The sequence below is a fragment of the Loktanella sp. D2R18 genome, from assembly GCF_003318235.1.
Taxonomy (GTDB): Bacteria; Pseudomonadota; Alphaproteobacteria; order Rhodobacterales; family Rhodobacteraceae; genus Yoonia.
The window spans coordinates 97,946-110,584 of record NZ_QOCG01000022.1; the positions used below are offsets into that span (position 1 = coordinate 97,946).

Below are 12,639 nucleotides of genomic sequence, written 5' to 3' on the forward strand. Positions count from 1 at the left end.
GCCTCGATCAATTTGAGGTGAGTGTTACACCCACGGGCTGTGCGCTGTCCACATGCGGGCGCAGGCCCAAAAGCGGTGCGACACGGCGGATCATTTCAGCAGCAACGGGCACAGCGGTCCAACCAGCGGTGCGGCGGTCCTCGCCTAGTGTGTAGATTGTCGGCTCGTCCAAGGTCACAATCAATACATATTGCGGATCGCTTGCAGGGAACACGGATGCAAAGGTCGCGATAACCTTGTCATCGTAGTAGCCGCCGCCGTTTTCGCGCGCTTTATCAGCGGTTCCGGTTTTCCCCGCGACCTCATAGCCTGCGACCTCTCCGAACGACGCGGTACCGCGTACAACAACTTGGCGCAGCATATGAACGGCAGACTGCGCGACAGCATCCGACATAACACGTGGGCCCGGCTCTGGGTTATCGACGCGCAGCAATGTCGGTTCGACCCGCAACCCGCCGTTTGCAATGGACGCATAGGCCGTCGCCAAATGCAGCGGCGAAGTTGACAGCCCGTGCCCATAAGAAATCGTCATCGCAGAAAGCTCTGACCAATTGGCGGGCAGCAAAGGTTTGCCCGTGGGGGCTTCGATCATCTCGACTGGCGTTGGCTGCAAGAAACCCAGCGTATTTAGGAATGCGCGCTGACGATCTGCACCAATTTGCATGGCAATACGGGCGGTCCCGACGTTCGAGGATTCGACGATCACATCCGTGGTCGACAGTTCTGGCCCGTAGTCATGAAAATCACGGATTCGAAAACGGCCCCACGTGAGCGGCCCTTGGGTGTCGATCATCGTGTTAGCATTGACCAAACCCAGCTCCATCGCCTGGGCAACAGCAAAAATCTTAAACGTTGATCCCAACTCGTAGACACCTTGCACCGCACGGTTAAACAGCGGGCTGTCGGATTGGTCGCCCGTGGTCAGCACGCGCGGGCGATTATTGGGATCAAAGTCAGGCAGCGACACCATCGAAATAATCTCGCCCGTGTGGACATCCATCAAGATAGACGTCGCACCCTTTGCGCTCATGATCGACATGCCACCCGCAAGCACTTCTTCGGATGCAGCTTGCACCGTTAGATCAATCGACAATTCCAGCGGCGCGCCTTCGTTCGCTGGATCACGCAGGAAGCCATCAAACTGACGCTCTACGCCTGCGACACCAATGACCTCAGCGCTGGCGACACCTTCGCGGCCATAGCTGGCCCCACCCAAGATATGCGCCGCAATCGGCCCATTGGGATAAAGCCGCATTTCGCGTGGCCCAAAGAGCAGGCCGGGGCTGCCGATGTCATGCACGGCTTGCATCTGCTCTGGGCTGATCTGGCGCCTGATCCACAAGAAGCGGCGCTCGCCTGTGAAATCCTCTAGCAATTCATCCGCATCTAGTTCCGGGAAAATTGCGGCAAGCCCAGTGGCGGCATGTTCGGGATCAATCATATCGCGCGGATGAGCATAAAGCGAATGGGTCGCAAGGTTCGTCGCCAGCATCCGCCCATTGCGATCCACGATATCGGAACGTTGGCCAATAATCGGGTTGCCTACCGTTGCTGCACGGGGCTCCATCGGAACGGATGACGCAAGCGTCCCCATCCGCGCGCCGATGGTCACAAAGGCACAAAAAAACGCGAGCCCCAGCACCAACAGCCGCCCCTCAGCGCGTTGACGGGCTTTATCGTGCATCTCCGCGTGACGCTTGGCGCGAATCTCGGCCTCGATTATGTCAGGGTTTTCACCGGACGCGCGAGCTTTAAGGATCCGTGCAAGTGGGCGCAGCGGCGTACGGGTCATAGCGCATCATCCTCTGGCACAAAAGCACCACTTGAAAGCGTCACCGAATTCGTGATCGGCGCGATTGGCGGCAGCGGATAGATGATCTGATCGACGCGGCCAAAGGCCTCTGGCATTATGGGCAGCAGTCCCAGACGGTCAAAATTCAGCTCGGCCAAATCCGCAAGCCGGTCTGGGCGGTTCAGATAAGCCCATTCCGCACGCAACATGCCCAAGCGTTCATGTGCGGCCCCAATCTGTGCGTGCAGATCACGGGTTTCGCGCATGGTGGCCTGCGTTTTATAGTTTTCCTGATAGGCCCAAAACGCCAGCCCCATCACTGCGAAAGCTGCCATAATAAAAAGGAATCCGCGCATCTACCGCCCCCCTCTTTGCTTCTTCATCGGCATGCCCAAATCAGCCGGATCGATATCTTGCGCTGGCGCATCCGTGCGAATTGCCACGCGCAGTTTGGCCGACCGCGACCTTGGATTTTCTTCTAGCTCTTGTGCATCAGGGCCGATCGCCTTGCGCTTTTCAATACGGAACGCGGGCGTGATCTGGGCGGTTTCGGGCGCGTAACGGTTAGCATTGGCCGTATTGCCGGACCGCGCCTGCAAGAACCGCTTGACCATGCGGTCTTCGACAGAATGAAAGGTCACGACAGCCAACTGGCCACCGGGTTTCAACGCGCGTTCCGCTGCCATCAACCCTTCGGCCAATTCGCCGTATTCGTTATTCACGGCAATCCGCAGCGCTTGAAACGTGCGGGTGGCGGGATGGGACTGGTTCGGCTTTGCGCGCGGCAAACAACCTTCAACAACCTTGGCTAGCTGCAAAGTCGACGTTAGCGGGCGCGCAGCAACAATCGCGCGCGCAATGCGGCGCGATGCGCGTTCTTCGCCGTAAAGGTAAATGATATCAGCAAGTTCAGCTTCGTCCGCTGTGTTGCACAGATCAGCCGCTGAAGGCCCATCTTGCGACATGCGCATATCAAGCGGGCCGTCACGCATGAACGAAAACCCGCGTTCAGCCAAATCAAGCTGCATCGAGCTGACCCCAAGATCCAGCACAACACCGTCAAGATCGGATGCATATTCATCAAGCTTGGAAAATGTGCCCAGCTGCATTTTGATCCGATCGCCATAAGCGCCCGCCCAGTCAGCAGCCAATTCAAACGCAAGCGGGTCGCGATCCACACCGATCACCTGATCCGCACCAGCGGCCAGCAATTCGCGGGTATACCCCCCCGCCCCAAATGTGCCGTCTAGCCAGCCGCCAGAAACGGGCGAAACCGCTGCGATGAGCGGTCGAATAAGGACAGGAATGTGCGGCTTGCCGTTTGCGGGATCAGACATCATACATCCCTATTCATCCAGCAAGCTCAGCGGATCAAAACCGTCGCCCTGCGCATCAAGCCAATCAGTCATATCATCCGCAATTTCGGCTGCGTATGTTTCGGCTTTCCAGATTTCAAAGTGATCGCCAAGACCGCTGAATTTCAATTCGCCATCTGTCAGGCCCAGCTTTTGACGCTGCTTGATCGGCATGACTGTGCGGCCGTCTTTATCAACGTCCAACTTAATGGATTGCCCAATGATCAAACGGGACAGCTTTTTCTTATTCGCGGACCCGCGCGGCAACGCATTGATTTGATCCACCAAGGCTGTGAATTCGGCAACCGTGTAGCCGTGTAACTGATTTTTCAGGTGATCGCCGTACAAAAGATACATGCGGGGGAACAGGCCTGTGATCCATTCAGGGTCGCCAGCTTCAAGCACACGACGAAAATCAGCCGGGATCGACATGCGCCCCTTGCTGTCCACCTTTTGGGTGTGTTCGCCTGTGAAACTTAGACCCACTGTCCCTTGGTCCTTTTAACCTGTTACGCGCGCCGCGATCTGCGGCCTTGGATGTAGAAACGGCGGATCGTGCAACTGCCACTGCGCGATCCGCCGTCCTCCCCTCGTTGGGGGAAAAGTCCGACTGCGCGTGCCACCTGGGGGATGTCTGCTCGCTCACGCGCCGGATCTGTTTTCGAAAAAGACGAAGCCTGTATGAAACCTGCTTGTGCCGGTTGGGGTTCTTTTGCCCCGATTAATTATGTGTTCGCCGTTTCCGTACACCTGTTTTGACAGGTCATTGCAATCCGATCAACAGTTTTCTGGGATTTTATGGAACCTTATGGGGAATTCCTCCTAGCGCCACGCATCACCACGCGAGCACAGACCTCAATTTTACGGAATTTGTAGCAGAACACCAAAATTTACACGCTACATATGGTAAGCCACACCCGAGCGAGAGCGGCGAAACAATTTTGATATTTTTTTAAGATTTTGCACAAAATTCGGATATATCCGAAAATATTGCGCGAATTTCATCCCTACTGGCGCGAATCAAACTTAGATTCCAGACATTCCCACACACCCCTATGAAATGACCGCCACCCTGTGGCTAGCCCGCCACAAGGAGCTAGCCACTGCTGTTTAGCAGAGTGACTTATACATGATATGCGCATCCACCATGCCCGCCTGCGGATGTGCAAAAGCATCCGGGATCGTGCCAAGCGTGGCAAACCCCATATCGCGCCAAAGCTTGAGCGCGTAGGTATTACTATCAAGGACAAAATTAAACTGCATCGCAGTATAGCCCATATCGAGGGCCGCATCTTGGCTATGCGCACACATCTTGCGCGCAAGCCCTTGCCCCCGCGCAGCCGTGCCGACGATATAACCACAATTGCAGATGTGCGCGCCGCCGCCCGGTTGGTTCGTCTTTATATAGTAGGTGCCGACGACCCCATCTTCGGTCGCGGCGACATAGACTGCGGCAGCGCCCATCCAATAGCTGCGCGCGGCCTCTTTAGTGATTTTTGGATCGACAGCATATGTCATTCCCTCGCGAAATACATCGCGCAGCAAAGGCCAGATTGCGTCCCAATCACTGGCCGTCGCTGCACGTAGCGTGATCAAGCCATACCGCCATCAATAAAGCGGCGCGCGAGGGTCCGGTAAGCATCCGCCATCGGCGTATCGCCCGCCGCAATCGGCGTACCCGCATCGCCAGCCAGCCGGGTATCTAGATCAATGGGCAGCGCACCCAGCAACGGCACGCCCATTTTATCGGCTTCGGCAGCAACACCACCGTGCCCGAAGATATGCGATTCATGGCCGCAATTCGGGCAATAAAATGTAGACATGTTTTCGATCAGCCCCAGAACAGGTGTCTTCAACGTGTTGAACATGTCAATCGCCTTACGCGCATCGATCAAAGCCACATCCTGCGGCGTCGATACAACAACGGCCCCCGTCAGGTTGGTCTTCTGGCACAGCGTCAACTGCACATCCCCAGTGCCGGGCGGAAGATCGACAATAAGCACATCCAATTCGCCCCACTCAACCTGTCCTAGCATTTGCTGCAACGCCCCCATCAACATCGGCCCACGCCAGACAACCGCTTTGTCAGGATCAACCATTAGGCCAATCGACATGACGGTGACGCCATGCGCCTGCAAAGGAATGATGGTTTTACCATCGGGACTGGCGGGGCGCTTATTCACGCCCATCATACGTGGCTGGCTGGGACCATAGATATCCGCATCCAGCAGACCGACACGGCGCCCTTCACGGGCCAAGGCGACCGCGAGGTTTGATGATACCGTTGATTTGCCAACGCCCCCCTTACCTGACCCAATCGCAAGAATACGGCTCACGCCTGGCACGGACGCAGGGCCCGCCTGCGGGGTTGGGTGGCGGCCGACCTTTAGCGAAGGGGCCTCTGGCGCTTTGGGAGCCGGGCCATGCGCCGTTAAGATGACCGATACAGACTGCACCCCATCCAAGGAACGCACCAATTCCTCTGCCGCTTTGCGAATTGGCTCCATCTTGGCGGCATCTTCTGGCGTTTTGGCTTCGATCACAAAACGCACTGCACCCGATTCGACATTTAGTGCGCGGATCATGTCGCGCGACACAAGGTTTTCACCATCAGGCAAAACCAGCCGTGCCAATTCGCCTAAAATTTCATCATGCGTAATCGCCATATTCGCCCCCATCTTTTCAAACCGTCCACTTTATAACCAACTTCTGGCACGTTTTAAGCAAACCGCAAGCCCAAGCGAGCAGCGCCTTGAATATGTGACAGAAAAATGACGCTAGGTCAGCAATGCTTATGCATTTTCTGCATAGCGGCATTGCTCATTCGTCCATTGTGCAGTCGCAGCATAATCCTTCATAAAGAGGACAACAAAAGCGGCACGGGTCGCAATGACGCAAACAAGACAGACGAGACGAAGTAATGGCTTATCAAGTACAAACACAGTTCGCAGGCGCATCATTTGGCGCGCGTTTCAACGCATTCCGCAGCGAAATCGCGCAAAAAATCGCCGCCCACAAAGTTTACACATCTACAGTGAACGAACTGCAATCGCTTTCAAACCGTGACCTCGCAGACTTGGGTGTTAGCCGCTCAGACATCAAACGTATTGCTCTCGAAGCAGCATACGGCAACTAATTTACGGATCAGATCTGCCGCTTCCTCCCTGAAAAGGCAGATGTGTAAGACCCACGCTCTCTCCTCCTCCCTGAGTTTGGGTCAAATTTAAGGTGGCGACATTCACCTCCTCCCGGATGTCGCCACTTTACACCAGTTTCGGAACCGCCACCTCCTCCCGGCGGAACCGATCATACCGCAGGTCGCGCTCACCTCCTCCCGAGCAACACCCGCGAGGAAGCGCCTCGCTCTTCTCCTCCCAGAGTTAGCAGGCGCGGATCATAGAGACGGTCATGCCCACCTCCTCCCGGGCATGACCGTTTTTTTATGTCCGCGTCAAATTACGCAATTGCATGACGGCTCAAATGATCGCTAGGTATGGCTCATGAGCATGCCACCCCGGTTTCCCATTTCCGCAGAACAAATCACGCAGGTCGTTGTGGCGTTTTATGCAACCGTGCGTGCCGACCCCGATCTTGGCCCTGTGTTTGCTCAACACGTCACCGATTGGCCAAGCCACGAAGAAAAGATTGCACGCTTCTGGCGCAACGCGATTCTGTTTGAACGCAGCTATGACGGCAATCCAATGGCCGCGCACATGAAATCCGGCAACGTTCGCCCTGCGCATTTCGACATTTGGCTTGGGCATTTTGATGCAATCTTGATCCAAACCCTCCCCCCCGAGACCGCTGCCGCATGGTCGGCATTGGCGCATCGAATCGGCCGCGGGCTACGCTATGGGGTCATGCCAGCGGGCGGGCCGCCGAACCTGGCTTAAGCGCGCAAATCTTTTGGCGACCCCATCACCATGTAGCTCGTGATCGACCGTACATGCGGGACTGTACCCAAGATTTCCGTATGAAATGCCTTGTACGCGGGCAAATCGGCAACTTCGACTCGAAGCATATATTCAAACGCCCCTGCAACATTGTGGCATTCCGCTACCTGATCCGCACGCTCCATCGCGCGCTCGAACCCTACTTGCGCCGCTTTTGTGTGCTCAGCCAAACCAACGGCTACATAAACCACATAGGCGCGGCCAGTTTGCGCCGGATCAAGCCGCGCACGATAGCCTTGAATGACCCCGCGGCGTTCCAAATCTTGCACCCGGCGCAGACAGGCCGAAGGCGACAGCCCAACTTGATCGGCAAGCTGCAAATTACTGATACGCCCATCAGCGAAAAGTACACGCAATATTTTACTGCTCAGATGATCCATTGCCATCAATAATTGCATCCTTTGTTATTTTTACACATGAAAACAAATTTCATTGCGCGATTCTACGCGCATAATTGTGCGATGGAAATTGAATTACTAACAGCCCTTATCGGATTCGCCTTTGCGACATCCGTCACGCCCGGACCAAATAACCTGATGCTTATGGCATCGGGCGCAAATTACGGGTTGCGTCGTACATTGCCGCATATGTTCGGCATTTCACTCGGGCACGCGTTTATGGTTCTGGTTGTTGGGCTGATTCTACTCCAGCTTTTTGACAAGTTTCCGGTGCTAAACATCGCACTCAAAGTGCTTAGCGTCACCTATATGCTGTGGTTGGCATGGAAAATCGCGCATGCGGCCCCGCCGGACGAGAAAAAGACCGGCGGCAAACCGTTTACATTTTTGCAAGCGGCGGCGTTTCAATGGGTGAATCCCAAAGCCTGGTCGATGGCGATCACCGCGATCAGCGGCTATGCGCCGCAGGATAACGGGGTGCTTTATGGAACAGCAATCGTTGCTTGTGTTTTTGCGGCGGTGAACCTGCCGTCCGTGTCAATTTGGGCTTGGACTGGCGTACAGGTCCGACGCTGGCTAGGCAGCGCACAACGGCTACGGATTTTCAATGTGACCATGGCGCTGTTACTCGTCGCGTCGCTCTATCCGATTCTTCTGCACTAAAACGGGACGTCATCAGCCGCGTCAGCGCTGACGATAAACCGCGCAACGACATGTTTTGTGCCCGCTTTGTCAAAGGCGATGACCAGCTTATCCCCCTCAATCCCGTCAACATAGCCATAGCCGAACTTTTGATGAAACACCCGGTCCCCTTGGGTAAAGGCGCTTTCGGCGGTTGCATCAATCGTGACGTTTTGCGCACGCGGCGCGTTCGGTTTTTGCCCCCGCGCCTGCAATCGCTTCCAACCCGGTGAATTATAGACATCCGCAGAATGGGCTTTTTCATGCAGGTCAGAAGCAACCATCCCCGCCCCGCTGTTCAGCCCGGATGGCGTTAACACGTCTACATGTTTAGAGGGCAATTCATCGACAAAGCGCGACGGCAATTGCGATTGCCATTGGCCGTAAACCCGTCGGTTCGACGCAAATGAAATTGCGCAAATCTCCTCGGCCCGTGTGATACCCACATAGGCAAGCCGGCGCTCTTCCTCGAGCCCCTTCAGCCCGTTTTCATCCATCGACCGTTGCGACGGGAACAACCCCTCTTCCCAACCGGGTAAGAAAACAACAGGAAATTCAAGCCCCTTAGCCGCATGGAGCGTCATGATGCTGACCTTCTCGCCCTGCTCTTCGGTTTCATTTTCCATGATCAGGCTGACGTGTTCCAAGAACCCTTGCAGGTTGTCGAAATTTTCTAGCGCTTTGACCAGTTCCTTCAGGTTTTCAAGTCGACCAGGCGCTTCAGGCGTTTTGTCGTTTTGCCAATAACCCGTGTATCCGCTTTCATCCAAAATCATCTCGGCCAATGCGATGTGATCGTACACGGGTGCTGCCGTGACAAACCCGTCATCCAAAACGGCGTCATCATCAATTAGCGGCGGGGTCGCGGCATAGACGGTTTGCTGCCATCGATCCAAGCTTTGAACAAAACCTGTTAGCTCTTTCAGCCCCTTACCGCCCAGTAGCCGATTTTGGCAGACAATGCGCGCCCCTTCTACAAGCGACACGTTATTTTCGCGTGCGGTGCGTTGGATCGTCTGCACGGCCTTTTCGCCAAGCCCGCGTTTAGGCGTATTCACAACCCGTTCAAACGCCAGATCATCATCATGGCTCACGGCAAGCCGGAAATAAGCCATCGCATCCCTGATCTCCATCCGCTCGTAAAACCGCGGGCCACCGATCACGCGGTACGGCAGGCCGATTGACAAGAACCGATCCTCAAACGCGCGCATTTGATGCGAGGCACGCACAAGGATCGCCATGCCATCAAGGCCAACTGGCGCATTCCCACGCGTGCCGCGTTGCATCGCTTCGATCTCTTCACCGATACAGCGCGCTTCTTCGTCACCGTCCCAATACCCGGTCAGGCGCACCTTTTCGCCGTCGGTCCGTGACGTGAACAAGGTCTTGCCAAGCCGGTCCTTGTTCTCTGCAATCACGCTAGAGGCGGCGGCAAGAATATGTGGGGTGGAACGATAGTTTTCTTCAAGCCGCACAACATGCGCGCCAGGAAAATCGGTTTCAAACCGCAAAATATTGCCAACTTCGGCCCCACGCCAGCCATAGATCGACTGGTCATCATCGCCAACGCAGCAGATATTCTTATGCCCCTGCGCCAAAAGCCGCAGCCACAGATATTGGGCCACATTGGTATCTTGATATTCGTCCACCAAGATATAGCGGAACCAGCGCTGATATTGATGCAAAATATCCGGGTGGGTTTGAAAAATCGTGACCATATGCAACAGGATATCGCCAAAATCGACGGCATTCAGGTCGCGCAAACGTTTCTGATAGGCCGTGTAAAGCGGCACGCCTTGGTAATCAAACGCACCGCTGTCGCTAGCGGGCACCTTATCGGGTGTCCATGCCTTGTTCTTCCACGCATCAATAATCCCAGCCAACATACGCGGCGGCCAACGTTTGGCATCAATACCAGCAGCCTCAATCAGTTGCTTCATCAAACGAATTTGGTCGTCTGTATCCAAAATCGTAAAACCGGATTTCAGCCCCACCAATTCGGCGTGACGGCGTAATTGCTTAACGCAAACCGAATGGAACGTGCCAAGCCAGCGCATGCCTTCTTGGGCATCACCGATCAGCGCACCGATGCGCAGTTTCATTTCCCGCGCGGCCTTATTCGTAAAAGTCACCGCTAGAATTTCATGAGGTTGCGCGTTTCCAGTCGCCAATAAATAAGCGATGCGCGTCGTCAACGCCTTCGTTTTCCCGGTTCCCGCACCTGCCAGCATCAGCACAGGACCATTCACCGTCTCAACCGCCTCGCGCTGCGCGGGGTTTAACCCGTCCAGATCAAAATCGGGCATCGCTGGCCGCGCCATTGCGCGTTGGCTGAGCGGAACTGCGGCGGCCTCAAAGGCGTCTTCTTCGGAAAAATCATTCATTGTGTTTTCATATCGGGAAATGTCGCGCAGGAAAAGCCTTGTTCTTATAATGTTCCTGACTTCCCCTAGAGCAACGCATGTATTACGCAGGACTTATGTTGAACGTGATCTTACTAGCGGGCCTTGCGGGCGCAATGATCCCTTTAGGGGGATTGATTGCTGCGAATGAAAACATCCGGCGCGATTGGCTGCGCGCGGAACTGCGCCACAGTGTGATCGCATTTGGCGGCGGTGCTTTGCTGAGTGCCGTGATGTTTGTGCTGATCCCCGACGGTGAAGCTGCGTTGGGCAGCTTTGCCGTTGTCGGCTGGATCGCCACCGGGGCTTTGGTCATGGCGTTTGTCGATGCGCGCCTTGCCCGCGATGGATCACCCAAGGCGCAACTTGTTGCAATGCTTTCGGATTTCATCCCCGAAGCCATTGCACTAGGTGCCGTTGTTGCCAGCGGCAAAAGCAATGGTCTTTTACTTGCGTTGATGATCGGTCTGCAAAACTTGCCCGAGGGTTTTAACGCGTTTCGCGAACAACGCGACGCTGGCGCGCGCAAGGGACCAATCTTGGGCAGCTTTATTGGGCTAGCGATATTGGGGCCAATAGCGACCGCTTTGGGCTATCTGTTGTTGGCCAGTTTCACGCAAGTCACAGGTGGTTTGATGCTCGCCGCTTCGGGTGCGATCTTATATCTCATATTCCAGGACATCGCTCCACAAGCCAAGCTAGAAAACCGCCACGGTCCCGCATTGGGGGCTGTCGGCGGGTTCTTACTTGGCCTGATGGGGCATCTACTGATCGGGTAGTGACATAGCCTTGCCTTCCCGACAGAAAACCGCCGGCAAAACGCCATCTCTGTCTTTCAAGTCAGCAAATCATACGGTAGCCTATTCGCATGAGTTTACACACAAAATACCCGGCGATTTCTGATCTCAGGACACGCGCGCGCAAACGTATTCCGCATTTTGTGTGGGAATATTTGGACAGTGCCACCGGCGTTGAAGCGACCAAATTACGCAACCGCACGGCACTTGATCAGGTGTTGCTAAAACCATCGATTTTGCACGGGGAATTTGATCCTGATCTGAGTACCGATTTTTTGGGGCGCAACTATCCGCTGCCGATTGGTATTGCCCCCGTAGGCATGTCTGGGCTGGTGTGGCCCGGCGCAGAACAGATGCTTGCGCGCACCGCCGCTACGGCCCAAATCCCCTACACGCTATCAACTGTGGCCAGTCAGTTGCCCGAGGACGTCGGCCCCCATGCTGGTGATCAAGGCTGGTTTCAGCTTTACCCGCCGCGCGACCCTGAAATTCGCAAGGACATCCTTAATCGCGCAAAAGCATCCGGTTTTCATACACTTGTGCTCACGGTTGACGTGCCTGTCGCATCGCGGCGCGAACGGCAAACACGTGGCGGCATGACCAATCCGCCCAAACTGACCCCACGGCTTGCATGGCAGGCAGCGCAATGCCCCGCGTGGCTGAATGGTATCCGTAAAACCGGCATGCCCCGACTGCGGCTAATGGAAAGCTATTCCAACATCAAAACCGCCCTGCCCTCGACCCAGCATATTGGCTATCTTTTGCGCACCTCGCCCGATTGGGCCTATTTGACCTGGTTACGCGACCATTGGGATGGGGATTTGATCGTCAAAGGGGTCACAAACCCTGATGACGCCGCGCGGTTATCGGACGAAGGTGTTGATGCACTATGGGTCAGCAACCATGCTGGGCGCCAGTTTGACGGTTGCGCCGCGACGATTGACCTGCTGCCCAACATTCGCGCCGCGACCACCCTGCCGTTGATCTTTGACAGCGGCATCGAAGGTGGGCTGGATGTGCTGCGCGCCATCGCTTTGGGCGCCGATTTCGTCATGCTCGGACGGGCGTTTCATTACGGCTTGGCTGCACTTGGCGAAGCAGGTGCCGCCCATGTATTGGACATCTTGCGCCAAGACATGATCAGCAACATGGGCCAAATTGGTGCCCGCAACCTTGCCGAAGTACGCCAGACCGCGCTATAGGCTGCGGCGATTGCGCACATGCGGGCTGGACAATTCTGCACCGGCATCCGACAATGCTG

The 12,639-nt window shown here is 55.6% G+C and carries 13 protein-coding genes; 5 read left to right on the forward strand and 8 right to left on the reverse strand.

Annotation, left to right across the window (positions count from 1 at the left end; genetic code table 11):
* Positions 1-7: 7 nt before the first annotated feature.
* The 6 genes from DS901_RS11885 to DS901_RS11910 form a co-directional block, all read right to left on the reverse strand.
* Positions 8-1,792, reverse strand: a complete 1,785-nt coding sequence (locus tag DS901_RS11885; RefSeq protein ID WP_113777165.1) for a peptidoglycan D,D-transpeptidase FtsI family protein — start codon at positions 1,790-1,792, stop codon at positions 8-10.
* Positions 1,789-2,148 (reverse strand): cell division protein FtsL, encoded by a 360-nt coding sequence (gene ftsL / locus DS901_RS11890; RefSeq protein WP_113777166.1) that lies wholly within the window; start codon positions 2,146-2,148, stop codon positions 1,789-1,791. Before ftsL ends, DS901_RS11885 begins: the two co-directional genes overlap by 4 nt.
* A complete protein-coding gene (gene rsmH, locus DS901_RS11895) occupies positions 2,149-3,132 on the reverse strand; it encodes a 16S rRNA (cytosine(1402)-N(4))-methyltransferase RsmH (protein WP_404932350.1) in 984 nt (327 codons plus the stop codon).
* 6 nt (positions 3,133-3,138) lie between these two features.
* Complete coding sequence (locus DS901_RS11900; protein WP_113777167.1) at positions 3,139-3,633, reverse strand: division/cell wall cluster transcriptional repressor MraZ; 495 nt, start codon at positions 3,631-3,633, stop codon at positions 3,139-3,141.
* A 624-nt stretch (positions 3,634-4,257) separates the two neighbouring features.
* Positions 4,258-4,743, reverse strand: a complete 486-nt coding sequence (locus DS901_RS11905; RefSeq protein ID WP_113777168.1) for a GNAT family N-acetyltransferase — start codon at positions 4,741-4,743, stop codon at positions 4,258-4,260.
* Positions 4,740-5,813, reverse strand: coding sequence for an Mrp/NBP35 family ATP-binding protein (locus DS901_RS11910; RefSeq protein WP_113777169.1), 1,074 nt, complete (start codon positions 5,811-5,813; stop codon positions 4,740-4,742). The genes DS901_RS11905 and DS901_RS11910 overlap by 4 nt, the downstream gene beginning before the upstream one ends.
* Positions 5,814-6,067: 254 nt before the next feature.
* Between DS901_RS11910 and DS901_RS11915 the strand changes: the two genes are divergently transcribed.
* Together DS901_RS11915 and DS901_RS11920 are read left to right on the forward strand one after the other, a co-directional pair.
* The gene (locus DS901_RS11915) at positions 6,068-6,283 is read left to right on the forward strand and encodes a DUF1127 domain-containing protein (RefSeq protein WP_113777170.1); all 216 of its coding nucleotides are present in this window, start codon (positions 6,068-6,070) and stop codon (positions 6,281-6,283) included.
* 364 nt (positions 6,284-6,647) lie between these two features.
* Positions 6,648-7,040 (forward strand): group III truncated hemoglobin, encoded by a 393-nt coding sequence (locus DS901_RS11920; RefSeq protein WP_113777171.1) that lies wholly within the window; start codon positions 6,648-6,650, stop codon positions 7,038-7,040.
* Here the strand turns inward: DS901_RS11920 and DS901_RS11925 are convergent.
* Entirely contained in the window at positions 7,037-7,498 is a 462-nt protein-coding gene (locus DS901_RS11925) for an Lrp/AsnC family transcriptional regulator (RefSeq protein ID WP_181820850.1), read from the reverse strand. The two genes, DS901_RS11920 and DS901_RS11925, sit on opposite strands and share 4 nt — an antisense overlap.
* A gap of 63 nt (positions 7,499-7,561) precedes the next feature.
* Between DS901_RS11925 and DS901_RS11930 the strand changes: the two genes are divergently transcribed.
* On the forward strand, positions 7,562-8,161 hold the full coding sequence (locus DS901_RS11930) for a LysE family translocator (RefSeq protein ID WP_113777260.1): 600 nt from the start codon (positions 7,562-7,564) through the stop codon (positions 8,159-8,161).
* Here the strand turns inward: DS901_RS11930 and DS901_RS11935 are convergent.
* Complete coding sequence (locus DS901_RS11935) at positions 8,158-10,563, reverse strand: ATP-dependent helicase (protein WP_113777172.1); 2,406 nt, start codon at positions 10,561-10,563, stop codon at positions 8,158-8,160. The genes DS901_RS11930 and DS901_RS11935 overlap by 4 nt on opposite strands.
* 77 nt (positions 10,564-10,640) lie before the next feature.
* On the opposite strand from DS901_RS11935, the gene DS901_RS11940 reads away from it, so the two are divergent.
* Both DS901_RS11940 and DS901_RS11945 read left to right on the forward strand, forming a co-directional pair.
* A complete protein-coding gene (locus DS901_RS11940) occupies positions 10,641-11,360 on the forward strand; it encodes a ZIP family metal transporter (protein ID WP_258546717.1) in 720 nt (239 codons plus the stop codon).
* An 89-nt stretch (positions 11,361-11,449) separates the two neighbouring features.
* Positions 11,450-12,580, forward strand: a complete 1,131-nt coding sequence (locus DS901_RS11945; protein WP_181820851.1) for an alpha-hydroxy acid oxidase — start codon at positions 11,450-11,452, stop codon at positions 12,578-12,580.
* The last annotated feature ends 59 nt before the right edge of the window (positions 12,581-12,639 follow it).